At 36.4% G+C, this 23,157-nt stretch carries 23 protein-coding genes; 8 read left to right on the forward strand and 15 right to left on the reverse strand.

Features of this window, described 5'->3' with window-relative positions:
• The first annotated feature begins 54 nt into the window (after nucleotides 1-54).
• Complete coding sequence (locus AC0N32_RS02200; protein WP_100076194.1) at nucleotides 55-465, forward strand: BrxA/BrxB family bacilliredoxin; 411 nt, start codon at nucleotides 55-57, stop codon at nucleotides 463-465.
• A 107-nt stretch (nucleotides 466-572) separates the two neighbouring features.
• Nucleotides 573-2,093 carry a GH3 auxin-responsive promoter family protein gene (locus AC0N32_RS02205; RefSeq protein WP_476392242.1) on the forward strand — a complete coding sequence of 507 codons (1,521 nt, stop codon included), beginning with the start codon at nucleotides 573-575 and terminating at the stop codon, nucleotides 2,091-2,093.
• Between the two features lie 488 nt (nucleotides 2,094-2,581).
• Here AC0N32_RS02205 and AC0N32_RS02210 read toward each other — a convergent pair whose 3' ends face one another.
• The gene (locus AC0N32_RS02210; protein ID WP_476392243.1) at nucleotides 2,582-2,743 is read right to left on the reverse strand and encodes a bacteriocin-like protein; all 162 of its coding nucleotides are present in this window, start codon (nucleotides 2,741-2,743) and stop codon (nucleotides 2,582-2,584) included.
• Nucleotides 2,744-2,850: 107 nt separating this feature from the next.
• Between AC0N32_RS02210 and AC0N32_RS02215 the strand changes: the two genes are divergently transcribed.
• On the forward strand, nucleotides 2,851-3,735 hold the full coding sequence (locus AC0N32_RS02215; protein ID WP_476392244.1) for a hypothetical protein: 885 nt from the start codon (nucleotides 2,851-2,853) through the stop codon (nucleotides 3,733-3,735).
• 33 nt (nucleotides 3,736-3,768) lie between these two features.
• On the opposite strand, the gene AC0N32_RS02220 is transcribed toward AC0N32_RS02215, so the two are convergent.
• Nucleotides 3,769-4,719, reverse strand: a complete 951-nt coding sequence (locus AC0N32_RS02220) for an isopenicillin N synthase family dioxygenase (RefSeq protein ID WP_476392245.1) — start codon at nucleotides 4,717-4,719, stop codon at nucleotides 3,769-3,771.
• A gap of 86 nt (nucleotides 4,720-4,805) precedes the next feature.
• Here AC0N32_RS02220 and menD point away from each other — a divergent pair, with 86 nt between their 5' ends.
• A complete protein-coding gene (gene menD, locus AC0N32_RS02225) occupies nucleotides 4,806-6,482 on the forward strand; it encodes a 2-succinyl-5-enolpyruvyl-6-hydroxy-3-cyclohexene-1-carboxylic-acid synthase (protein ID WP_476392246.1) in 1,677 nt (558 codons plus the stop codon).
• Here menD and AC0N32_RS02230 read toward each other — a convergent pair.
• Together AC0N32_RS02230 and AC0N32_RS02235 are read right to left on the reverse strand one after the other, a co-directional pair.
• Nucleotides 6,479-7,105 carry an aminotransferase class IV gene (locus AC0N32_RS02230; protein ID WP_476392247.1) on the reverse strand — a complete coding sequence of 209 codons (627 nt, stop codon included), beginning with the start codon at nucleotides 7,103-7,105 and terminating at the stop codon, nucleotides 6,479-6,481. The two genes, menD and AC0N32_RS02230, sit on opposite strands and share 4 nt — an antisense overlap.
• Complete coding sequence (locus tag AC0N32_RS02235; RefSeq protein WP_476392248.1) at nucleotides 7,089-8,066, reverse strand: aminodeoxychorismate synthase component I; 978 nt, start codon at nucleotides 8,064-8,066, stop codon at nucleotides 7,089-7,091. The genes AC0N32_RS02230 and AC0N32_RS02235 overlap by 17 nt, the downstream gene beginning before the upstream one ends.
• Nucleotides 8,067-8,113: 47 nt before the next feature.
• Between AC0N32_RS02235 and AC0N32_RS02240 the strand changes: the two genes are divergently transcribed.
• The 4 genes from AC0N32_RS02240 to AC0N32_RS02255 all read left to right on the forward strand — a co-directional run bounded on the left by AC0N32_RS02240 (nucleotide 8,114) and on the right by AC0N32_RS02255 (nucleotide 10,997).
• Nucleotides 8,114-8,836: a hypothetical protein gene (locus tag AC0N32_RS02240; protein ID WP_476392249.1), complete on the forward strand. Its 723-nt coding sequence runs from the start codon at nucleotides 8,114-8,116 to the stop codon at nucleotides 8,834-8,836.
• A gap of 76 nt (nucleotides 8,837-8,912) precedes the next feature.
• Nucleotides 8,913-9,644 carry a beta-carotene 15,15'-monooxygenase gene (locus tag AC0N32_RS02245; RefSeq protein ID WP_476392250.1) on the forward strand — a complete coding sequence of 244 codons (732 nt, stop codon included), beginning with the start codon at nucleotides 8,913-8,915 and terminating at the stop codon, nucleotides 9,642-9,644.
• Nucleotides 9,644-10,729 carry an AI-2E family transporter gene (locus tag AC0N32_RS02250; protein ID WP_476392251.1) on the forward strand — a complete coding sequence of 362 codons (1,086 nt, stop codon included), beginning with the start codon at nucleotides 9,644-9,646 and terminating at the stop codon, nucleotides 10,727-10,729. The genes AC0N32_RS02245 and AC0N32_RS02250 overlap by 1 nt, the downstream gene beginning before the upstream one ends.
• 13 nt (nucleotides 10,730-10,742) lie before the next feature.
• The gene (locus tag AC0N32_RS02255; protein WP_476392660.1) at nucleotides 10,743-10,997 is read left to right on the forward strand and encodes a DUF3820 family protein; all 255 of its coding nucleotides are present in this window, start codon (nucleotides 10,743-10,745) and stop codon (nucleotides 10,995-10,997) included.
• Nucleotides 10,998-11,512: 515 nt separating this feature from the next.
• Here the strand turns inward: AC0N32_RS02255 and AC0N32_RS02260 are convergent.
• The 11 genes from AC0N32_RS02260 to uvrB all read right to left on the reverse strand — a co-directional run bounded on the left by AC0N32_RS02260 (nucleotide 11,513) and on the right by uvrB (nucleotide 23,123).
• On the reverse strand, nucleotides 11,513-11,878 hold the full coding sequence (locus AC0N32_RS02260) for a hypothetical protein (protein ID WP_476392252.1): 366 nt from the start codon (nucleotides 11,876-11,878) through the stop codon (nucleotides 11,513-11,515).
• Nucleotides 11,879-11,882: 4 nt separating this feature from the next.
• Nucleotides 11,883-12,332 (reverse strand): hypothetical protein, encoded by a 450-nt coding sequence (locus AC0N32_RS02265; protein WP_476392253.1) that lies wholly within the window; start codon nucleotides 12,330-12,332, stop codon nucleotides 11,883-11,885.
• 2 nt (nucleotides 12,333-12,334) lie between these two features.
• Nucleotides 12,335-13,132, reverse strand: coding sequence for a hypothetical protein (locus tag AC0N32_RS02270; protein WP_476392254.1), 798 nt, complete (start codon nucleotides 13,130-13,132; stop codon nucleotides 12,335-12,337).
• Between the two features lie 6 nt (nucleotides 13,133-13,138).
• On the reverse strand, nucleotides 13,139-13,750 hold the full coding sequence (locus tag AC0N32_RS02275; protein WP_476392255.1) for a hypothetical protein: 612 nt from the start codon (nucleotides 13,748-13,750) through the stop codon (nucleotides 13,139-13,141).
• Nucleotides 13,731-14,369, reverse strand: a complete 639-nt coding sequence (locus AC0N32_RS02280; RefSeq protein ID WP_476392256.1) for a hypothetical protein — start codon at nucleotides 14,367-14,369, stop codon at nucleotides 13,731-13,733. Before AC0N32_RS02280 ends, AC0N32_RS02275 begins: the two co-directional genes overlap by 20 nt.
• Nucleotides 14,359-17,061: a hypothetical protein gene (locus AC0N32_RS02285; RefSeq protein ID WP_476392257.1), complete on the reverse strand. Its 2,703-nt coding sequence runs from the start codon at nucleotides 17,059-17,061 to the stop codon at nucleotides 14,359-14,361. The genes AC0N32_RS02280 and AC0N32_RS02285 overlap by 11 nt, the downstream gene beginning before the upstream one ends.
• Nucleotides 17,061-17,531 carry a DUF4280 domain-containing protein gene (locus AC0N32_RS02290; RefSeq protein ID WP_476392258.1) on the reverse strand — a complete coding sequence of 157 codons (471 nt, stop codon included), beginning with the start codon at nucleotides 17,529-17,531 and terminating at the stop codon, nucleotides 17,061-17,063. Before AC0N32_RS02290 ends, AC0N32_RS02285 begins: the two co-directional genes overlap by 1 nt.
• 42 nt (nucleotides 17,532-17,573) lie before the next feature.
• Nucleotides 17,574-18,644, reverse strand: coding sequence for a hypothetical protein (locus AC0N32_RS02295; protein WP_476392259.1), 1,071 nt, complete (start codon nucleotides 18,642-18,644; stop codon nucleotides 17,574-17,576).
• Nucleotides 18,645-19,133: 489 nt separating this feature from the next.
• Complete coding sequence (locus AC0N32_RS02300; protein WP_476392260.1) at nucleotides 19,134-19,382, reverse strand: hypothetical protein; 249 nt, start codon at nucleotides 19,380-19,382, stop codon at nucleotides 19,134-19,136.
• Between the two features lie 824 nt (nucleotides 19,383-20,206).
• A complete protein-coding gene (locus AC0N32_RS02305; protein WP_476392261.1) occupies nucleotides 20,207-20,779 on the reverse strand; it encodes a hypothetical protein in 573 nt (190 codons plus the stop codon).
• A 352-nt stretch (nucleotides 20,780-21,131) separates the two neighbouring features.
• Nucleotides 21,132-23,123, reverse strand: a complete 1,992-nt coding sequence (gene uvrB / locus AC0N32_RS02310; RefSeq protein ID WP_476392262.1) for an excinuclease ABC subunit UvrB — start codon at nucleotides 23,121-23,123, stop codon at nucleotides 21,132-21,134.
• Nucleotides 23,124-23,157 lie beyond the last annotated feature (34 nt).

A 23,157-nucleotide genomic window follows, 5' to 3' on the forward strand; every position in this document is an offset into this window, starting at 1 on the left:
ATTGAAGAAAACTAAAGAATTGCTTAAATTTGTACCTGAACAAAAAACAAAAATATGTATCCAACAGATTTAGTAATGCCAATGAAGGCTGAACTTACAGATAAAGGTTTCGAAGACCTGACAACACCTGCACAGGTAGAAGAAGCACTGAAACAGTCGGGAACTACCCTTTTGGTGATCAATTCCGTTTGCGGATGTGCAGCAGGAGCCGCAAGACCGGGGGTGGTTTACTCTTTAACGGGAGATAAAAAACCGGATCACCTGACCACTGTTTTCGCAGGTTTCGATACGGAAGCCGTAATGGAAGCGAGAAAGCACCTGGCTCCGTTCCCGCCGAGTTCTCCTTGCGTAGCGCTTTTCAAAGATGGTGAGCTGGTACACATGCTGGAGAGACACCACATCGAAGGAAACCCTGCAGGAGCCATCGCAGCAAACCTTCAGGCGGCTTACGACGAATACTGCTAAGAGATAAATCTTCTCTATAAGAAACCGTTACTGATTTTGTAACGGTTTTTTTATTTTAACATCATAAAAGATTCCCTGAAAATGCAAATATTATTATATTTGTTGAAATGGCAACGAAAGCACTCTTCAATACTGTGGTCAATTGGTTTATCCGTCAGCGGATAGATCAGATTCAGAATTTTATGGATCATCCTGTTGAGACGCAGAACGGGATCTTATTTTCCCAGCTGTTTCATGCGGAGGATACGGAGTATGGCAAAAAATATGGCTTTAACTCTATTTCCAGCTATCAGGACTTTAAGAATAAAGTGCCCATCGTAACCTATGAGGAGATCGAGCCTTATATCGAAAAGGCAAGACAGGGACAGAAAGACGTTACCTGGCCCGGCTACATCAAGCATTTTGCCAAATCTTCCGGTACCACCAATGCCAAAAGCAAATTCATCCCCATCTCCGCCGAAAGCCTGGAGTACTGCCACATGAAGGCCGGTAAAGACATGGTATCGATCTATGCCAACAACCACCCGGAAAACCAGCTGTTCAACTACAAGAACCTGCGCCTGGGAGGAAGTTCGGAGCTGTATGCGGATTTCAATACCAAGTTCGGGGATCTCTCGGCCATCCTGATCGATAATCTTCCGTTCTGGGTGGAAATAACCACCACGCCCAGCAAAAAGGTTTCCCTGATGGGAGAGTGGGAAAGCAAGCTGAAGGCCATCACTTCTGAAGTGAAGAATGAAGATGTGGGAAGCATCCTGGGGGTTCCGAGCTGGATGATGGTACTCCTGCAAAGGGTCATCAAAGAGACGGATATAAAGAATATTTCTGAGCTGTGGCCCAACCTGGAGGTTTTCTTCCATGGAGGGATCAGCTTTAAACCCTACAGAGAGCAATATAAGCAGATCATCGGGAAAAACATCAATTACTACGAGATCTATAATGCTTCGGAAGGCTTTTTCGGAATCCAGGACCGCTCCAACAGCGATGAGATGCTGCTGATGCTGGATTACGGGATCTTCTATGAATTTATCCCGATGGATCAGTTCCATCTTTCGGACCCTAAAGTGGTGAGCCTCGAAAATGTGGAAGTCGGGAAAAACTACGCGATGGTGATCACCACCAACGGAGGCCTTTGGAGATACCTGATCGGGGATACGGTAGTCTTTACCTGCACCAATCCTTTCAGAATAAAGATTACGGGAAGAACGAAGCATTACATCAACGCTTTCGGCGAAGAGCTGATGATCACCAATGTAGAATCTGCCCTCGCCAAAGCATGCGACGAAACACAGGCCGCCGTTTCCGACTTTACGGGAGCTCCTGTTTTCATGAAGGAAAATGAAGGGGGCGCCCACGAATGGATCTTCGAGTTCTGCAAAATGCCTTCTGACCTGGACCGTTTTATCGATGTTTTTGACAGCCACCTGAAGTCCATCAACTCCGACTATGAGGCCAAACGCTATAATAATATGACGCTCAAGAGACCGATCGTCCATATCGCAAAGCCGAACCTCTTCTACTGCTGGCTCGAATCCAAAGGAAAGCTCGGCGGCCAGAACAAAGTCCCAAGGCTAAGCAACGACCGCGAATACCTGGATCCTCTCCTGGAACTTAATAGCAGAAACTGATTTTTGTACGCCCGCGGATTCTTTTCTTTGCATTTCGATCTGCGTTATCAGCACAATCTGCGGGAGTTCTTTTTACGCTCGCAGATTATGGAGATTGAGCAGATTTTTTCATTCTCATCTATGCAAATCTGTGTAATCTGTGGTAATGTTTATACTCGCGTATTGAGTCGATTCTTTTGCATCTCGATCTGCATTATCAGCACAATCTGCGGGAACTCTTTTTACGCTCGCAGATTTTGGAATTGAGCAGATTTTTTCATTCTCATCTATGCAAATCTGTGTAATCTGTGGTAATTTTATACTCGCGGATTGAGTCGATTCTTTTGCATCTCGATCTGCGTTATCAGCACAATCTGCGGGAACTCTTTTTACGCTCGCAGATTTTGGAGATTGAGCAGATTTTTTTCTTGTGATGTGAGTACTTTGTGGTAAAATAAAAGCCGCTTCCAAAAGGAAACGGCTTTGTATAGATTATGATCAATGTCTTCTTACATTGTATCAACCTCCGGGCATTTGAAATCTTTACTGCACGTTGCGCAGATGATCACATTACCGCATGCATACATGCAAAATTCAGGCTCCGGAAGTTTAACACCTTCTCCTTTGATGTTTTTTAACTGGCCTTTGCTTAGTTTTTTTAGGTTTTTCATATTGTTTTAGTTAAAAATTTGATACTAATGTAAAGTTAAACAAAAAAATAATAGGTCAACACAAAGTGGTATATTAATTATTTAAATAATTTGCTTAGGTTTAACGTATGATATCACATCAAAGATTAAAAAGCGGAACTCTGCTTTTACTGCTGCTGTTTTCCTGCATGGGAAGGGCCCAAAATATAACGGTGGTTAATAACAGCCACGTTCCCATACATATTGATTATGCGAATAAAAAGGCTGATATAGGAATTAATCAAAAGAAAACAGTCAGCGGGAAAGGTGAAATAAGGCTCATTTACGGTAATGATAAGAAAATAAACAGAAATATTCAGTTGTTTTTAAATCCGCCGGAATCGTTAAGTGTAAATGTTAATGACACTTTCGTAAAGTTTACAGGAGATAAAAGCGAACTGCATGATTATGTCAACCATGGATTAGAGGGTGATTTAAAATTAAAAATATCTGAATACCAGAACTATTATCAAAAGAATGATGCTAAAGGGTTTATCCGTACTTCGGAGATGTATCTGGGGGATGTCCTTAAAAAGGTTGAAAGGTTAAATAATTCGCCATCCGGAAGAGAAGACAGGCACTATAAAGAAATTGAGAGAATGGCTAAAGATCAGTGGTTTTTTACTGTTTTTATGAGTTTCGGGAGCAAAATAGACAATACCGAAAAAGAACTGCTGCTTTACTATTTTGATAAGTATTTAAAAAAAGATATAGCGAAATTCTCGTGTAATTCATGGTCAGATTACAATATTCTCCGCAGATATTCCTTACATCGGAAATTGCTCAATCTTCAACTTCCGAAATATGAAATTGTGGAGCATACGGACGAAGATGAAATCAATCAGTATTTGCCGGCAAAATGCCAGGAATTTTACTTCAGAGGTTCTTATAATTTTTGGATTCACAAAAAAGATACCGTAAGAGCCGAAAGAGATAGAAAGATCTTAACGGAAAAATTCCATGCCCGGTTATAAAAAACAAAACCGGGTGTTTAGCCCGGTTTGTCATTATTTTTTGATCAGTCCCAATTCGATCAGTCTTTCGTGGAGAAACTCTCCTGCCGTAGTGTCTTCATACAATTTCGGGTGATCTTCATCTACACAGTTTTCGAGAGCATTCAATGACATGGAGCTCACGGGATGCATAAAGAAAGGAATAGAATACCTTGAAGTTCCCCACAATTCTCTCGGCGGATTTACCACCCGGTGAATCGTAGACTTCAGTTTGTTGTTGGTGTGTCTGGACAACATATCTCCCACGTTGATCATCAGTTCGTCCGGTTCGGCAATGGCATCGATCCATTCGCCTTTATGGTTCTGAACCTGCAATCCTTTTCCCTGAGAACCCATCAAAAGAGTAATCAGGTTAATGTCACCGTGAGCAGCTGCTCTTACCGCATCATTGGGCTCTTCCGTGATCGGAGGATAGTGAATAGGTCTTAAAATAGAATTTCCTTCTGCGATCTTGTCGTCAAAATAAAACTCATCCAACCCAAGATACAGGGCCAACGCCCGAAGCACATACTGTCCGGTTTTTTCCAGCATCTGGTACGCTTCCTTACCTACTTCGTTGAATTTAGGGAGCTCTTCAACAATGACATTGTCGGGATACTCGCTCTTGTATTTGGAATCCTCAGACACATACTGCCCGAAATGCCAGAATTCCTTCAGGTCTCCTTTTTTGAAACCTTTAGCGGTTTCTTTACCGAATCCTACATAGCCTCTCTGTCCGCCAATGCCCGGAATTTCGTACTTCTGTTTCGTTTCCGTGGGCAGTTCAAAAAAGTTTTTCACCTCTCCATACAGTTCATCTACCAATTTGTCATCAAGAAAATGGCCTTTTAAGGCAACAAAACCAATTTCTTCGTAAGCTTTTCCGATTTCATTTACAAATTTCTGTTTGCGTTCCGGGTCACCCGAAAGGAAATCACGCAGGTCTACACTAGGTATTTTGTCCATTTTTAGAAATTTAACGAATGGCTAAATTACAGATTTTTAAATTAAATTCTTTTCCGTGTTCCGCATTTATCAGCTAAATTTGCTTTATGAAAAAATATTCTTCCAAAAGAAGTATTCAGATACTCGCGCACCTTCTTCAGCAATACGGAATTTCAGATATTATCATTTCCCCGGGATCCAGAAACGCTCCTCTGGCGATTCATTTTTCAGAGACGGACAGCTTTAACTGTTTCAGTATTGTAGACGAAAGAAGTGCCGCTTTTGTAGGAATGGGCATGGCCATGAGCGAGAAAAAGCCAGTGGCTGTAACGTGCACGAGTGGTTCGGCAGCAGCGAATTATTATCCTGCCGTCACGGAAGCTTTTTATTCCAACATTCCGCTTCTGGTGCTTACGGCCGACCGTCCGATGGATTATGTGGATATTTTCGACGGGCAGACCATCAGGCAGAATAACCTTTTTCATCAACATTCCTACGGAGATTTTCAACTGCTGGAAGACAACAAGGAAAATGCGGAAGATCTTAATTTTGATACGATTAAGAAAGCGATTGAACTCTGTATTGAAAAACAGGGACCCGTTCATATCAACATTCCCCTGGAAGAGCCTCTGTATGAGCTGGTATCGGAATTGCCGACTTTCCCTACCGTTGAGAAAACGATCAGGCAGAAAGATTACGAGATCCCATCCAACCTGGTTGCCGACTGGAATACCTCACAGAGAATCCTGATCCTGGTGGGAACAAGGGATTATAGCCCGGAGCTTGAGAATCAGCTTACCCAGCTTGTGAAGAACCATTCTGTTGTTGTACTCAGTGAGGCAAATTCCAACCTTCACCATGAGAAGTTCTTCAGGCATATTGACCGCTATGTTTTCAATTTTACTGAGGAAGATTTTCAATTATATGCTCCTGATCTGCTGATCACCGTGGGCCAGAATGTGGTCTCTAAAAAAGTAAAGCAGTTCCTGAGAAAAGCACGCCCGAAACAGCACTGGCACCTCGATGAGGTGTGGCAGCCGGACACGTATTTTGCCTTAACGGAGAAAGTGCAGGTGAAACCGGAAGTCTTCTTTTCTAAATTGTTGAAATTCATTAACCTTGAACCAAGTCCGTACTTCAATCTGTGGGATGTACTGAGGGATAAAAAAGACGCAAAGCACGAAAAGTTCCGGAACACGGTAGATTTTTCCGATTTTTATTTCTTCAACAAGACGTCACAGATGATCCCGGAACATTACAATGTGCATTTCAGCAACAGTTCTGCCATACGCTACGCCCAACTGTTTGATTACGGAAAGCGAAAGATCTACTGCAACAGGGGAACCAGCGGTATCGACGGCTCTACCTCCACGGCAATGGGTTTTGCGATAAAAAATCCTAATCCTACCTTGCTCATCACGGGAGATCTGAGTTTCTTTTATGACATCAACGGCCTTTGGAATCAATATATTCCGCCTTTTGTACGAATTATGATCTTCAATAACGGAGAAGGCAATATTTTTAAAATTATTCCGGGTCCCGGAAATGCAAATCCCAATACGCTGGATGAGTTCATTGCGACAAAACATCATAAAAATGCAGAATTCCTGGCTAAACATTTCGGTTTTTCCTACACCAAAGTAGATGAAGAGGCCACTTTAGACCGTGTGCTTGAAAATTTCTTTAAACCTGATGATCAGCCTAAAATATTGGAAGTCAATACTCACGGCAGAAATAATGCAGACATACAGAAAGCGTACTTTAATTACCTGAAGGATAGTTAAAGATCTGAATACTCTTCATTTCCGGGTAAATTGATGATTCTGTCAATGGGATAAATAAAGTTTTCATCAAAATCATTTAAAGCATTAATGATCTGAAAATGAGAAAACTCTTTGATGTTCTGCAAGGTGATCCCGATTTCTTTTATTTGCTTTTTCTTTAAAAGATGCTGTCTCTGTACGCCATTCAGAAGGTAAGAGGTCGGGGTAAACCAGTCTTTTCCTTTCAGAAAGAGGAGGTTTGAGTAGGAAGTATCGGTAATATGGTTGTTCTTAACGATAATGATTTCTTCTGCTTTAGATTTCACTTTCATCTTTTCCAGTTCTTTACGGTCTTCAAACTTAAAAGAATAGTCGAAGCTATTGTTTTCCACCAGCTGGAAGCTTTCTATTTCAGGGATCGCATACGGAATCATCTGGGTACGGATTTTCTTATCCAGGCTGTACACAATCCTGAATTTAAAAAGGCCGTCTTCATCGTGCTCAAGATGCTGATAAATTTTAGCAAGATCAATGCTGCCTTCTTTTCCGAAATGGGCAAAGGTATTGTCTACACGCTTCTGGTGCAGGTCTAATAAGAACATCTCCTGATCTTCTACTTTAATGCTTTCAATGAATTGGGACATAGATTTTGTTTTTCATTTCCTGATATTCGTCTTCTAATCTGCTCATGTGGGTAATTCCGCCACCGCTTTTGAAATAAAGTTCGTGATCCTCTTTTTCAATAAAACGGATCATCACGCAGCTGTCGAGGTTTTTGCCGTCAAACCAGCCGCAAACTCCCGTGTAATATCCTCTTTCGTAGCCTTCGGCAGCGAGAATGATTTCCAGTGTTTTAGGTTTTGGAGCTCCTAAAATAGATCCTGCCGGAAGGATTTTTTCCATAATGCTGCCTATTTTTCCTTCGTATTCGGGTTTTAATATTCCGGAAATCTCAGAACTCATGGCATACAGGTCTTTTTGCTTTGTCTTAATGAAATCCATATACTGAAATTTGTCGACTTTTACCTCATCTGACACCATGCTGAGGTCATTCCGGAGCAAATCGACCACCGTGTAATGTTCTGCTTTCTCCTTCTTATCGTTTCGGAGAACTTCGGCTGCATTTTCCACGGAAGCGTCAATAGTCCCTTTCATCGGGTAAGTAAAGATTTTTCCGTCAATGATTTTCACAAAAGTTTCAGGAGAAAAAAATACAAAAAAATCTTTATAACAGACCTTATATTTTGCCGTGGAATGATGAAAAATTTCTTCCAGCTCCAGATTGGTTTCTATTTTCGTTTTCCGGGTATAATTAACCAAGTATGAATTCCCCCGGTGAATATTTTCCTGTACGATGTCAAACCCTTTTTTAAAGCTTTCCAGCGTCTCGGGAAAAGCTTTCCATTCTATGTTTTTTGACAGCGTGTCTTGCTTGGCTGTAGATGTGAAGTTTTGAAAATCAATCAACAAACCTGATTTTTCAATCTCATCCTGTTTGAATATTTCAACATTCTCCGCAAGGAAATCGGCCATGAAGAAAAAGGGAACTCCCTGAAGCGAAAGTTCGTCCATTTCCATAAATTTTTGATGATTCACTGAAAACATTCCGCAAAAGTAATTATTGATGTTTACTTTTGCACAAAATTTTTTTCATGGAAAACAAATATCCACAGAAACCGGGATTGGATTTTATACTGAAGCAGGCATTTTTCTATTGGAATAAAACATTGGTTTTTCAGCTGATGTTTTCCATTATGTATTTCGGAATTATGATGACCGTCTTATTTTTCTGCGATGCGAAGTACGGCGTGCTGAACGGCTATCTGGAAACCGCGAAGTATGCGAAAGAAGGCGTTCAGGTCTATTCGGCAGAACTTCAGAAACTGCTTTCTACTGAGAATTTTCAGAGCTTTTCGATGTGGATGATGGGGACGAATATCTTCTTATATCCTCTGAATCTCGGGTTTTACCAGATTTACAGAAAAATGGATCTCGGTGAAAAAATAGAACTGGGAGATCTTTTCGTAGGATACAACGGATTAAATTTTTTCAAATACATCGGCTATTATATTTTCTGGTATTTCATTTTCGCATACAGTGTCCAGACAATCATTTTAGGAGTAGTCTGGGTGGCGATTACGATGTTTATTGCTCCGATTATGTTCTTTATGAACAAGACGATCTTAGAATCATTATCGCTGAACTTCAAGGCACTGAGAATGTATTTCCTGGAAATACTGGTGTGCATCCTGGTGGCCGTACTATTTAAATATATCGGTTTTGCGATCTTTTTTATCGGAGGATTGTTTACTTTTCCGTTCTGGAACGCCATGATCTATTCGCTTTATAAAGTTATATTTTCAGAGAAAAAATAATTTTTGACGGAGTTTTTAATGTATTTCTGCCAAAAAAAGTTAATTTTGGTAGAAACAACATTAAAATATAAACACCATGTCAGAATTCAGTGAATTTGAACAGCAGGGCTCTGTTCCAGAGAGAAATACCGGATCGATTATTTCTCATGCCTTCGAAATGTATAAAGGCGTTTTTCTCTACGCTATTATCGCCATGATTGTCTATCTTCTTCTGGGATTCGTTATCCAGACAATTACCGGATTCAATTCCAGCTCGATGGTGGAAGAAATGAGAGAAAGCGGCAATTATAATTTTAATTACTGGAATGCTCCTGGTTTCCCTCTGTATATCACATTATCCGGGCTTTTAGGGTTATTGCTTGCGCCTCTTTACGTAGGCCTGATCTATATGATCAATAAATACAATACCAAGAACCCGATCGAGTTTTCTGATCTTTTTATCGGCTACAGACAGAATTTGATTAACATTCTGATCTATGCATTTTTGTCTGGAATTATTTCAACAGTGGCACTGTCGCTTTGTGTATTTCCGATTGTTTTCATTTATCCGTTTCTGATGCTTGGATATCCGATCTTATTATTTGAAAATGCTTCTGCTACGGATGCTATCGGAAAATCTTTTTCTGTGGTAAAAGAAAATTACGGCACTTTTCTTGGTATTACCGTGGTCGGGTTCCTGATATCTATGGCGGGGGTTGTTCTCTGTTTTATCGGGATTATTTTAACGGCCCCGTTTATCATGGCAGTAATGTATTCCGCATACTGCGCTTACCTTGGAAAACCAAGACAAATAATGCTGAATAAATAATGAATAAACAAGAGCAAATAAGCAGTGTAAAAATAAAGCAGGTTGCGCTTATAGCGATTATCCTGGTATTGGCAGGACTGATCTGTTTCAATCTTGCGCTTTTTATCCCTTCTGTTTTAGGAGCCATTACCATTTATGTAGTCTGCAGAAAGTATAATTTTTACCTGCAGGAAGAAAAAAAATGGAAACCGTGGGCTTCTTCACTGGCTCTTATGTTTGCGAGTCTTGTTATTCTGATTCTGCCCATTTATTTCATTGGCGACCTGCTAATCGAGAAGCTGGGTAACGCACAGGCTTACATGAATAAGTTTAATGTGTTTCTTGAAAAAATACATACCTATATTTATTCTAAAATCGGGTTCGATATCCTGAGCAAGGAGAATATGGATAAGCTTAAAAACAATGTAGGACAGTTTTCAACCAAAGCACTGAGTGGAACATTCAATACGTTGACTGTCATAATGTCTATGTATTTCATCCTTTATTTCATGCTTGAGAAACCGAGGTTCTTTGAAAGAATTTTATCTTCTTCCGCACCGCTGAAAAGATCAAATGTCTCTCTGATCGGCGAAAAGATGAGAAAGCTGATTATGGCCAATGCGATCGGGATTCCTGTAGTTGCCATCGGGCAGGGGATTGTTGCCCTAGTGGGATATTTCATATTCGCAGCGCCGAGTCCGGTTCTGCTTTTTGCTTTAACGGCGGCGGCATCTATGATTCCGGTGGTAGGCGCAGCGATTATTTATATTCCCATCTGTATTTACATGATTGCTGAAGGAGATACGGGAACGGGATTGGGGCTTGCCGCCTACTGTCTTGTCGTGGTGGGATTAACGGATAATGTTCTCCGCTTTACCCTTCTGAAAAAGCTGGAAGATATCCACCCTTTAAATACGGTTTTCGGAATTATTATGGGAATGAATCTCTTTGGCTTTATGGGGTTGGTTTTCGGTCCGATCCTGATCTCTCTGACCTTACTGCTGATCCAGGTATACAGGAACGAATTTTCTGATGATGATACACCGGACCTGAAGTTGCCGGATAAAGATGATGAACTGGAAGAAAAAATAGATTTAATAGTATAGCATGGAAAACGGAATAAACCCCGGAATATTAAAAGAGATTTGCGAGGTCAAAATGCCCTTCGGAAAGTATGAAGGAACGATTCTGGCAGATCTGCCGGTCAGCTATCTTGAGTGGTTTCACCGCAAAGGAATGCCCAAAGGAAAACTGGGAATGCAGCTGTCTACCATTTATGAAATAAAGCTGAATGGCCTGACGGATCTGCTGATTCCGATTCGTAAAGGAAGTTTAAATGACGGGAAATACAGGAATAAAACCTACAAATTTTAAATAACTCGGCGGCACCAAAGGTACTGGTACGCTTTAAAACAAATTAAAACCCTTGAAAAGAGTTTCGTGTAATAACGGCTCTTTTCAGGGTTTTTCTGTTTTTAGTATATGATTATTTGCCTATGAAAATTTAAGATTCTTTCATTGAATTCTAGAAATGTTGGAATTCGGTTGACACAAAAATCCAGCACTTAATTTTCAACTGTGGCTCGTATATTATGAAAATAAATTTATTTAACCAAATTTTAACATGTGACAATTTGTTAGTATGGTGGAATTTTCGTATCTTTGCACCCCTCAAAAAGCTTGAGGTAGTACTAATAGAAAATGCTATTCCCGATGATTTTGTTGCTTATTGCAATGTTTTCACCGAACAAAAGAAACATGATGTAAGCGAAGAGTATTTAGGTGAAATCAACCGTATGCTTATAACGGTTTTTAAGATGTTTCAATCCAAATTCACCTTACTTGTCTAAATAAAAAAACAGGCTTATTTTGAGCCTGTTTTTATGCCTTTAGTTTAATGAAATATTCCAATTTTGAATCTCGCTGAAAGGATTATTTTTTAATATGAATTTTGAAAAATAACTGTAAGCTTTTTTCAGTAAAAAGTCTTTATTTTCAGTCACTCTGAACATTCCGTTAATAATATAGTTTCCATCTTCTGTAATTTTGGTAAAATGCAACAAATCTTTTTCTAAGCTAATCACTACTTCTGTATACACCCATTTATCACCTTCTATATTTTGAAATGCAATAATTCCTCTCTCACTTTGGGAAAATAAGACACCTGTTTGCTCATCAATAAGATAGGTTGTATCATCATTAATCTTTTTTACTATTGGAAATGTGTAGTTAAAATTCAATAAATTATTGTCCATAACATTATTTTTCAATTAGTATTTTGTGTTTTTTAAGTACATCAGTTAAAGAAAGACTATCTCTACTGTAAATAAGTTTCATTCTCTGAAAAATATTTTTTTTATCCTCCGTCCTCCAATGAATACTATTTTTCAAATCTGGAATGTTGGCTTCAGGCAAACATTTTTCAATCATTAAAAGCAATCTTTCAACATCAACATCATAATAAGAACGCTTTATTTCATAGGGATTATTATTGTGGTTAAAAACTGAGCCAATAATCTTATTAAGAAATCCTTTATTAGCTTCGTATTTGACAGGACTTGTAAAAAACATGTTAAGCTTATACTTTCCTCCTGGAAATTCATGAGAAACTATAATATCATCAAACGATTTAATATCAATTTTTTCCAACATAATTGAATTTTCAATCACTAAATAATTGTCTTTAAAATAAATATCAGTAAAGTTCATAATTAACGTATTAAGGAAAGCTTGTCTCCTGATTTTTTACGATGAAATAATGCTTGTTCGTAAATAATATTGTCCTGTTCGTTATCGGAAGTAAATTTTAATGCTACAGGTTCAAAAGGAATATTTATTCCTACAACTTTACCATTACCGTAAAAATTTAAAACATATTTTTCGATGCTTTCTCTCTGAATCGCTCCTTTAAATTTTGGAATAAACGAAACTTCTCTTCTTTTCATTTCAAAAGGAGGTAGATAAAACGAATTACATAATTCAGAATATCTTTCGGAACTTCTTAATTTATATTTTTCAATATCTGAATTTTTGAAAATATTATATAACTCATCATAAAATTCATTAATTTCACTAATTAGATTTTCTTTCTTTTCGTTCAAAATATGTATAGAATCAATCCATCCTGTATGTGCATAGGGAACATGAGCATCAAATCCATGAAATATTTTATAAAATGGTGTGTTTTCTTTTTGTTTTGAAAAATCTATAGGTTCAAATTTTGAAATTGAGATTTTTGATTTAGAAGTGTCAAATCCATCTCTCACGCAAATTTCCACTTCTATAAATGCTTTATTATTGATTTCTATTTCGTCTTGATAAGGAAAGATTTCTAATAGAAAAGATTGTTTCCCTGAATGTAATATGTTAGAATTTATAGGAAAATCTACAGCCATTCCTCCGCTATTAAAATTTGAAAAGCAGGGCATATCATTTACTTTTAAAGATACAGCACACTCTCTGGAATTGATAGAAATTTCATAAATGGGATTATTAAAATTGTGTTGCATAATCATTTATTTCTTTAAAAGGTTTTCTATTTCAATACTGTTGGGCGTCATAAATCTAATAATATCTTCGTCCTTCTGAGGGTATTTATAGATATTATAGATAATACTACACTCACCTTTATAAGTACCTTCTGTAACACAGGTTTTGGTAACATACATGAATTTTTTGCCAATTTTTCCTATAAAAATATCATCAATAAATTTGTTTTTTTGAGAACTTAATTCGTTTGACCTATTTTTATTTCGCAATTGCTCTATAAAATTATCAGCTCCAATTTTATCAGTTCTGAACATACCATCAATTTTGACTAAATTATTTTTATCATCAAGATAAAATTCAGTTTTTCCTTCTTGAAGATTAAAATATTTAAATAGTTTTTTATCTTGAGCTATAGGCTTAACCCTAAATACTCTCATTTTTCTTCCATTAATTTCTTGTTGAATTTCAACATGAGGAATTTTTGAAAATAAAGTATCTATGTTTTCTGAAAAGGTTATCTTATCTATATTAAGACTACCATATTTTAAACCAATATATTTTTCATTTTGTTGACCTTGACAGTTTAACAAGGAAAGTAAAAAAAGTATTGAGAAAATTTTATTGAATGTAGATTTCATATTCTTGCTTTATTATATTATAAGATTCTTGTGTTAAAGGCTTTTTAGTTATTGCTCTGATTATTAAATTATTTGGATAGTTTCTATTATTTACATAATTTATCATCACTATTTTATCTGGAAAATCAAATTTTAATATTTTCTCATCTCTAGAGAAATTTTGAAAAAGTTTTTTAGATTCATATTCGTTTAAGTTTTTTGAAAAATATTTTTTATTGAAAGCAATATATTTCCCTATATTACCTTCAATATTTTCAACTTTATTGGCTTGTAAAGAGTAGGCATATATTTTTTTCTCTAAATCTAAATAGATTGCATAATCTTTATTGGCTAAAATTTTCTCATTAAAAAAACTAATGCAAGTTGCAGTATCTTTTTTTTTATAAATATATCCACGTATGTCATTTTTGTTTATTGACCATTCCTTATTTTTTTCGAAGCGAATACCATAAAAACCTGCTTCTAATTTGAAAATTTTATTTATCACATCACTGTTTTTATTTTCAAAAATAATAGAATTTAAGTCAAAATTGTTATTACATATAGTTTCCTTATCCGGACCTTTGCATGAATAAATAATATTTAAAATGAAAAGAATATATAATAAACTACTTTTCATCAGTATATGTTTTAGGATTATCAAATAAGATTTTTTCATCAAATAATTTAAATTTATCACTTCTCTTAGGTGCAACTGTAATTTTTGAATTTGTGATGCTATAGCATGTAATTGTGATTTCAGCGGGATTCCAAACTCCTTTTGACTGCTCATACTGTCTACCTTTATCTTTATCATATCCGTAAGTTTTAGTAAATGTAAAAGTTGTACTCAAATTACCTTCTACTTTCCATTTTTCTTCCTTGTGTTCAGGATATGTTCTTCCACCACTTGTGACAGCAGGAATAATCACAGTGCCTTCACTTTTACATCCTGCTTTTATGCTTATTGGGACCTCCACGGTTATTACCTGTTGAGAATCTTTATTTCCATCAAGACCATCAATTCGATTATAAGATAATGTAAAATCAAACTTCACTGCCAAACTTGCTTCAAATGTTATATAAATTTCTGAATCAGTGACCCATTTAATTGCATCAATTATGAATTCTAATACATATCCAACACCATACATACCACGTGTAAATTTTGTAAATATCGGAACTAAGTCTACACTGATAGTTAAACCAATAAAAGGGTCAGCCCGAAAACCGCCTTTGTAAATAGGTACAATTTCCTTATTACTGGCTTCTCCAAACTTCTTACTCAATGCAAACCCTATATTTGGAGGATCGATAGCAAAATCAATTTTTATTATTTTTTTACTTACCGCAGCACTATCAGCAGGATTTGTTCCGTCTGGATTCAACACTTCAAGAATTTCTCTACTAGCATTAAATGTAGATACAAGTAAGTCAACAGACTTTTTTATCCCTTCAAAACCTAATGAGTGTTCTTTACCATTTACAGCGCATTTGCCCATAATAGACCAACCAAAATTTGATGATTGTGTAACGCCTATATGTAAATCATCTTTCAGATACCGAAAATTATACCCTCTATGAATGCCATTCAATCTCTGTCTCTCATATTTAATACTTCCAGAGTAACCTGCACCAATAGTAATTAGAAATGCTATTTCCCATTCTATATCAGGATAAACTTTTATTTTTGCAATCTGGTTGGGATAACGACAAGTTGATATGGGAACGAAGTAAGTTTGAGCTAAATCATCGTTTAAAATAAAATAATTAAATAACCATAAACTATTTAATGCTTCATTCCCAATACTCGACGAAGAATATACTTGTATGTTTTCTAAAGCTGTTTTATTGAAAACATATTTAGGCATTATCAGCATTTTATTTTCTCCATCAAATTTATAATCAATTCCAAACTGCCATTGTTGCACGTCACTGACATCTTTAGATAACCCTTTCTGTTCGTCAGGCATAACGTCTAAATCGTTTTTGTCTTTTGGGTCTTGCTGTACTAAGTAAAGCCCATCCTTTCTTCTTAGGGCAGGCATCACCCTGTCTAACTGAAAAACATTTTTTTGCTCACTGTGTTTTTGTCCTGATTCTAAAAGCAGACCTTGACAAAAAACACCTTTTGTTGTGAGCTTATCTACTGTAATGGATATTTTCTTTCTTTCATCACCAGCCAGAATACTAAATACCTTTGTAGTACGGTCTATCGGATTCGTTGTGTCATCTTCATCAAAAATAACCAAAGAATCTCTTTCTTTATCGTCTTCATCCTTTATGGTAATTTTAGAATACCCACAAGGGTCATGTTCTTTTTGAGTATAACGAATATCTCCAATATACTGTATCATATTGGTTTTTTCTATCTCAAACCTACTCATCATATCAGCAAGAGTGTCATAAGGAACGAGCAGCATTCGGGAAGTATCATAAACCCACTTTCCTTTTTCCATCCTCATCCAATCCACTTTAGCTTTTTCAGATTCGTATTCCATAGGATAGGGTTCATCATCCTCCGAAATCTTCGCAATATGAAAAGAGCCTAATTTCCATTTTAATTTTAAATAATATTCTTCATTTCCCTTTTTGTCTCTATGGTCTTTCTGCCATTCAGGTTCAATAAGAAATTGTATTTTACTTCTCCCGTTGTAAGAAAAATTACCCAAATTTCTAATTTCGATTGTTTTTGATTTTGCAACAGCTTTGCCTTTATTGATAAGCTCTACTTCAAAATCAAACTTTTCAGCATTATTTCTCCAGTCGGGTAAAAGATGGGTGTAAATTTCTACATCTACAGTCTGTCCATAAGCTGCTTTTTTATCAGAATTCTCTAATGGAATATACCCTCCTTTTGGAAACTTAAAATGGCAATATAAAATTCTCGGTGTTCCTAAAATAACTGTCCTGATATTTGCTACTCCTTCATATTCAGGATAAACGCTGTAAGGCATCAGTAAGTAAATAGCTCCTAATTCGCCATCTTCACTACCTTTTGTAATCATCTCAGAAGTAATAACCGAATTATTTCCCTCAATAATTCTAAAATCCGAATATTCCTGTTTTAATCTCTCGAAAAACTCCTGATGAGTCAATTTTGGATATAATGCTTTGAAATTTTGCCAAACATGTTCTCGGATTAAAAACCACTTTACTTTTTCAATAGTTGTCTTAGGATTGGCTGTATTTCTGCCTATACAAGTTTCATCAATGTATGCAGTAAAAGATGCTGAATATTGTTTTAATTCGACTATGACACTATTTTGATAATTTTTAATATTACCAGTAGTATTTTTAATTAGTCCTTTTTGTATTCCCGATGTCCCCATTAAAAGATACTTTTATTTCCGTTACCTTTTTCAAAATTCTTCATATTAATGACAGGCAAAACATGCGAAAGTAACTCTTCATCAGCATTTTTAAAATTTTGTTTTGTAGGTTCTGCCGTTTGTCCTGATTTTACGATACTGATACAATCTGTCCCTCCAATAGGGCAGGTTGCCTTACTGTCTTCGGTTAGAACATAGCCTTTAGGTGGGTCATACAATACTTTTTCATAATATCCGCTCCACGCTGTGACTGTGGCTGTGCAGGGATTATTATTCATTTTTTTGCATGAACCGAATGTATTCTTTTCAAACGTTGCTCCAATATCTTTATGAGTTGCAGCTAGTTTACTTTTACCTTCGTGGTCGTTCAAGTAATATTTACTTTGGGTAAGAACTTTCAATTTGTCGGGTGTAGTACCGAAATTGCATTTGCAAGTTGCTCCCTGTACGAGCATTTCTTTTAGTGCCATCGTATTTTGTGTTTGTTTTTAGGTTATTAATTTTCTTACATATTATCCGAGAAAATCCCAAAATCCTCTTTTTGATTTTTTTTCTTTGTAGATTTTGTATTGCTCATCTTCAAACTTTTTCCACTCAAGAAAAGTGTAATTTTTTCCTTCATAGGTTTTATAAATTTCCTTATCCTCATCTTCTTCTCCATCATATACTGAAAATCGACTTCTCTGTTCTGGAGGGGTTGTTTTATTTTTCTCCGTTTCTTCCTGATATTGGGTAAATTCAATTCGTTTTATCGGTGTTTCTTTGCCTTCTGCATCTTTTGAATACACTTCAAAATAAGCTCTTATGTGCATCGGGAAAAGATAATATACATCCAAGTCATAATATACATTCAATCTCATATAAACAGGGGTTTCTGAATTGATATTACTTTTATTATTATTTGGAATAAAATAAAGATGGGCTTTCATTTCATCGGATTTGAAATGAATTTCTACCGAATAATATTCTGTAATTTCAGTATTTATTTTTTGTTTTCCTGTGAATTGTATCGGGTATTCGTAAGGAACAATAGCCAGATATAAATCCGTTTTTACGGAATGTTCATTGCCGTAATCAATATATCTGGGATGAAAAAACAAATTCCAAAACCAGTCATACTGCAAACCTTTTTCAAAAACACTTTTGTTTTCAAGGTTTCTTTCAAAAGCATCATAAAAAGACTGTACGATTTTAGTGTTATATTTTTCGGTAGCTTTAAATTTGTTTCTGTGCCAACGACTGTTTACAATATGGCTGAAATTAGTTATTCCTAAAAATGTACCTTTTTCATCAACTTTTGCCTGAACAGGATAAATTGTTTTTATCAGTTCATCTGCCATCATTTCATTGATTAAATCAGGTTCGTGACCGTCAAACCATATGTTTTCCTTTAAAATATCTAATGAATATGAACCTTGATTGGGAGTGATAAAAACCTCCGCTGTGTAATCAACTCTTTTGGAGACTGTTACATTTGCGCCGTCAAAATATTTTACCGATACTGCATATTTTCGAGATTTCAGACTCCCGAAATTGATTTTTGGGGTATTATCTTTGAGGATTATTGTTTGTGTATTCATCATTATTTTGTGTGTTCATGAATAGCTTATTGGTAAAATCTAAACTATTATATACAATTTTACAATTTTTTTCCTATTCAAGTTGTTATTTTTTTCTTAAAATTTAAGATTTAGTTTAGAAAATTTTAATAATTATGTTCTTTTAAATTTTAATCTTTCAATTGTAATTAGTTTAGCGTCTAATAATTAAACAAAACCTACCGAAATTATTCGACAGGTTTTGAAGTATTTAGCATTTTTCTTTCTTGAAATACTTTTTCAGTTCATTGATTATAAATTTCAATACTTTCAGGATGTAATATGCGCTTCCGACATACAAAATGAGATATGCGGACAGTATTAAAATAAGTGATATATCATCCCAAACGCTGTACTGTTTGTATTCAAATGGTGGTATGCAACCTCTTTGAAACTGCAATATCATTTTGCGTTATTAAAAGGATTTTTCCCCTCGCGCATAAAAACTGTACCCATTTTTTGATATTGGATTGGTTACCCCTTAACACAGGCTGTATAAATACCACTTCCAAAACCATTTTGCGCTCTGATTATGATTACCTCTTTTTCATCAACTCCGTTATCAATAGCAACAAATTTCTTTAATCTGTTATTTTTGATTGGTTCTTTGAAATCTTTTGGTAAATCACACTCTTTAGCAGTTGGTGATTCTTTCGGTTTTTCTTCCTGTGCGAAATAAAATGTTGGTAATGCGAACATTAAAGTAAAAATTAATTTTTTCATGTTGAAATATTTTAAAATTGTTTAATCTAAATCTTTGTATGTTTTGTAGACTCTTTTGGTTTTGTCGACAAGTACAAATGTTTTGTAGTCTGCGTAATAGTATGCAAATAAGATTTCATTGTAGAAGAAATGAAATGTGTTATTCTTGAATATAACTTGGTCAAAAGGTAGTTTTACTGAACGACTGCCATAGTAGTAAGTTATCATACCGTCACCGACAGTATCATTGCTATACCTTCTTATGAAATTGACATAGATTTCGCAATCCGATTCGTGTTCGTTGAATACCTTACCTGTATCGTAATCAAGTTCAAAGTATTTTTCATAGGTTCTTTGCCCTTTTATAAGGTCTATGTAACCGTCTTTTTCAGAGGTTTTTACTGAATATTGTGCATTGAATACTGCAAATTAGAAAAAGAAGAAAGGAATTGATAATTTTTGCCATTTATTAAGGCTTCTTACGGTGTCTGTGGAAAATAAAATACCCATTTCTATTAATTTTTTATGCTTGATTTTTAAGCAAAAAAATAAGCGTGAGCTAATTCACGCTTTGGTAGTAAATGTATTTGGCGTAACCCGACAAACACAAAGCAGAACGCCGACGCCATCGGTGGGTGTTACTTAATCTGCTTCAGTTTGCCTCAAAATCGCCAAATTTCTTACTAGCAAAGCACATAAGTTTAACACTTATTTTTTCGTTGATGTCTTCTAAAATAGCCTGATAGCTTTTTAGATAAATTTTTCTATATCAATAATTAAACCGTTTTAATTTCACGAATTGCAAAAATGATGAAAAAATCCGATACCTCATTAAGTAATTAAAATTATTTCTTAGTCTTCTTCAAAATATATTCCTGTAATGACTCAGTTTCCCATTCTTCATTTTTTGAAGAAAATCGAACATAAGATGTATGTTCATATTTTTCATTCAGTTTTTGTTCCTTCAAAAACTCTAACATCTTATCAAGCGATTTATCAATAATTTCATCACTTAATTCTCCGCTCAGCTCAAAATTGTAACTTGTATTCTCGTCTAAGATGGCATTTATACCAAATTTAATAGGCTTCTTTACTACATCATCTTTCGTAATTTGGCTGTATTCCTGATTTTTAAGTTTATTACGTGTATAGATGAAAATTGCTTTTAATGATTCCCATACTACATCTTTTCCAATATGTTGAATTGTCTCTCGCAAAAACGATGAAGATATTGACAGGGCATAAAATGCTTCAAGCGAAAAGTCTGTAAGTGAATTTGTAATTTGTCCGTTATGACTAATATGCTTAAAATCAATATCTAAATTGTTAAATTGTTCTTCGATGAATTTTAAATCCTTTTCATCTAATCCTCCTAAATACCTGAATAAAACTTTGTTGTGTGATGTGTTTTCTGTCATTTTATTTTTTTTCTAATATACTTAATATATCTCCAATAAAGAGGTATCTAAACAAAAGCACCCCACCATAGGGCAAGTTTTTGCCATACCCCCACCTGTTGAAAGTTGGTCAAAAGTTTTCAGGCGGTGTAAAAACCTCAACATTTTTTTTGAACATTTTTAGACTATATGAATATTTTTGTCGTATCGGGCATAGTATTTGTATCTTTGCCGTAGAGTTCTTTAGAAAGGGTTTTAAATTTGAATGTTGATATTTGGTTGGAATTTTTCCAAACAAAAAAAATCGCAATGCACGATGAATAGGCGCATTACGATTTTTAACGACAGAACCAAAGGTGCCGCCGAGTTATTTTTATGCCTTTAAAGCTTCAATTTCGTCTCTCAGTTTTGCTGCTTTTATAAAATCAAGGTTTTTAGCGGCAGATTCCATTTCCTTTCGCTTTTGTACGATTACCTTTTCGATATCTTCGCTCGTGTAGCTTGCTTTGGCTTCTGCAACTTTCTGGAGAATCTCTTTCTGGGTATATTTTTCGTCCGGGAAATCTTTCGTTCTTCCGACCAGGCTTTCGGAAATTTTTTTGTTCAGGGCCACAGGCACCTTGCCGTGCTCTTCGTTGTACTGCATTTGCTTTGCCCTACGATATTCGGTTTCGTCGAGTGTCGCCTGCATTGATTTGGTGATTTTATCGGCATACATGATGGCTCTGCCGTTAAGGTTCCTTGCGGCACGTCCCACGGTCTGGATCATGGAACGGCGGCTTCGGAGCATTCCTTCTTTATCGGCATCCAGGATGGCTACCAGGGAAACTTCCGGTAAATCAAGCCCTTCCCGCAATAAGTTAACACCGATTAGAACATCAAAAAGCCCGACTCTCAGGTCCTGCATAATCTGAATGCGTTCAAGCGTCTCCACATCAGAATGGATATACCGCGTTCTGATCCCGAATTTGGTGAAATATTTGGTGAGCTCTTCAGCCATTTTTTTCGTCAGCGTCGTTACGAGAACTCTTTCGTCGAGATCAGCTCTTTTTTGAATTTCTTCCATTAAATCATCAATCTGGTTAATGGTCGGTCTTATTTCGATAATAGGATCCAGAAGGCCGGTAGGGCGTATAAGTTGCTCAATGTAAGCGCCTCCCGTCTTTTCCAGCTCATAATCTGCAGGTGTTGCCGAAACGTAAATAACCTGATTCTGAATGGCTTCGAATTCTTCAAATTTTAAAGGCCTGTTGTCCATCGCGGCGGGAAGCCTGAAGCCGTATTCCACCAGGGATTCTTTTCTGCTGCGGTCGCCGCCGTACATTGCGTGAACCTGAGGAACGGTAACGTGGCTTTCGTCGATGACCATTAAATAATCTTTTGGAAAATAATCAAGAAGGCAGAAAGGTCTTGTTCCCGGCAGTCTTCCATCCAGATATCTCGAATAGTTCTCGATTCCGGAGCAATACCCGAGTTCTTTAATCATCTCAAGGTCAAGTTCAGTCCTTTCCTGCAGTCTCTTGGCTTCCAGGGGTTTTTCGACCGTATTAAAAAAATCGACCTGCTTTACGAGATCATCCTGAATATTCCTGATGGCACCATTCAGAGTTTCTTTAGAGGTAACGAAAAGATTGGCCGGATAGATCTGAATCTGCTCAAAATTGGACGTTACGTTCCCGGAAACAGGATCAAAGCTCTGGATTTTCTCAATTTCGTCTCCGAAAAACTGAATTCTTACGCCATTATCTGCATAGGCAGGAAATACATCAATAACATCTCCTTTTACCCTGAACGTTCCTCGCTGGAATTCATTTAATGTTCTGGAATATAAGGCGTTAACCAAAGAGTGTAATAAGGCCGTACGGGTTACCTTTTCTCCGATAGCAATAGAGATCAGGGATTTATGAAATTCTGAAGGGTTTCCGATACCATAGATGCAGGATACGGATGCTACGATCAGTACATCCCGTCTTCCTGAAAGTAGGCTAGCGGTGGCTGAAAGTCTCAGCTTTTCAACCTCTTCGTTAATGCTGAGGTCTTTCTCGATATAAGTCCCGGTTGTTGCGATATACGCTTCCGGCTGGTAATAATCGTAGTAGCTTACAAAATATTCAACGGCATTTTCAGGGAAGAATTCTTTGAATTCCATAAATAGCTGGGCCGCCAGTGTTTTATTGTGTGCCAGTACAAGGGTAGGCTTCTGCACATTCTGTACGACATTGGCTACCGTAAAAGTTTTACCGGACCCGGTGACGCCCAGTAAAGTCTGGTATTTTTCACCGATATTTATCCCTTCCGTAAGCTTTTCAATGGCTTGCGGCTGGTCACCGGTGGGTTTATATTCTGATTGAAGTTTAAATTGCATAGAAAATTGTGATCTTACATACAAAAGTACGAAA

The sequence above is a fragment of the Chryseobacterium endophyticum genome, assembly GCF_056333165.1.

What these genes read in the sequence shown, in the direction of transcription:
- AC0N32_RS02200 (WP_100076194.1), top strand. Translation starts at nt 55, where the DNA reads ATGTATCCAACAGATTTAGTAATGCCAATGAAGGCTGAACTTACAGAT.
- AC0N32_RS02205 (WP_476392242.1), top strand. Translation starts at nt 573, where the DNA reads ATGGCAACGAAAGCACTCTTCAATACTGTGGTCAATTGGTTTATCCGT.
- AC0N32_RS02210 (WP_476392243.1), bottom strand. Translation starts at nt 2,743, where the DNA reads ATGAAAAACCTAAAAAAACTAAGCAAAGGCCAGTTAAAAAACATCAAA.
- AC0N32_RS02215 (WP_476392244.1), top strand. Translation starts at nt 2,851, where the DNA reads ATGATATCACATCAAAGATTAAAAAGCGGAACTCTGCTTTTACTGCTG.
- AC0N32_RS02220 (WP_476392245.1), bottom strand. Translation starts at nt 4,719, where the DNA reads ATGGACAAAATACCTAGTGTAGACCTGCGTGATTTCCTTTCGGGTGAC.
- menD (WP_476392246.1), top strand. Translation starts at nt 4,806, where the DNA reads ATGAAAAAATATTCTTCCAAAAGAAGTATTCAGATACTCGCGCACCTT.
- AC0N32_RS02230 (WP_476392247.1), bottom strand. Translation starts at nt 7,105, where the DNA reads ATGTCCCAATTCATTGAAAGCATTAAAGTAGAAGATCAGGAGATGTTC.
- AC0N32_RS02235 (WP_476392248.1), bottom strand. Translation starts at nt 8,066, where the DNA reads ATGTTTTCAGTGAATCATCAAAAATTTATGGAAATGGACGAACTTTCG.
- AC0N32_RS02240 (WP_476392249.1), top strand. Translation starts at nt 8,114, where the DNA reads ATGGAAAACAAATATCCACAGAAACCGGGATTGGATTTTATACTGAAG.
- AC0N32_RS02245 (WP_476392250.1), top strand. Translation starts at nt 8,913, where the DNA reads ATGTCAGAATTCAGTGAATTTGAACAGCAGGGCTCTGTTCCAGAGAGA.
- AC0N32_RS02250 (WP_476392251.1), top strand. Translation starts at nt 9,644, where the DNA reads ATGAATAAACAAGAGCAAATAAGCAGTGTAAAAATAAAGCAGGTTGCG.
- AC0N32_RS02260 (WP_476392252.1), bottom strand. Translation starts at nt 11,878, where the DNA reads ATGGACAATAATTTATTGAATTTTAACTACACATTTCCAATAGTAAAA.
- AC0N32_RS02265 (WP_476392253.1), bottom strand. Translation starts at nt 12,332, where the DNA reads ATGAACTTTACTGATATTTATTTTAAAGACAATTATTTAGTGATTGAA.
- AC0N32_RS02270 (WP_476392254.1), bottom strand. Translation starts at nt 13,132, where the DNA reads ATGCAACACAATTTTAATAATCCCATTTATGAAATTTCTATCAATTCC.
- AC0N32_RS02275 (WP_476392255.1), bottom strand. Translation starts at nt 13,750, where the DNA reads ATGAAATCTACATTCAATAAAATTTTCTCAATACTTTTTTTACTTTCC.
- AC0N32_RS02280 (WP_476392256.1), bottom strand. Translation starts at nt 14,369, where the DNA reads ATGAAAAGTAGTTTATTATATATTCTTTTCATTTTAAATATTATTTAT.
- AC0N32_RS02285 (WP_476392257.1), bottom strand. Translation starts at nt 17,061, where the DNA reads ATGGGGACATCGGGAATACAAAAAGGACTAATTAAAAATACTACTGGT.
- AC0N32_RS02290 (WP_476392258.1), bottom strand. Translation starts at nt 17,531, where the DNA reads ATGGCACTAAAAGAAATGCTCGTACAGGGAGCAACTTGCAAATGCAAT.
- AC0N32_RS02295 (WP_476392259.1), bottom strand. Translation starts at nt 18,644, where the DNA reads ATGATGAATACACAAACAATAATCCTCAAAGATAATACCCCAAAAATC.
- AC0N32_RS02300 (WP_476392260.1), bottom strand. Translation starts at nt 19,382, where the DNA reads ATGAAAAAATTAATTTTTACTTTAATGTTCGCATTACCAACATTTTAT.
- AC0N32_RS02305 (WP_476392261.1), bottom strand. Translation starts at nt 20,779, where the DNA reads ATGACAGAAAACACATCACACAACAAAGTTTTATTCAGGTATTTAGGA.
- uvrB (WP_476392262.1), bottom strand. Translation starts at nt 23,123, where the DNA reads ATGCAATTTAAACTTCAATCAGAATATAAACCCACCGGTGACCAGCCG.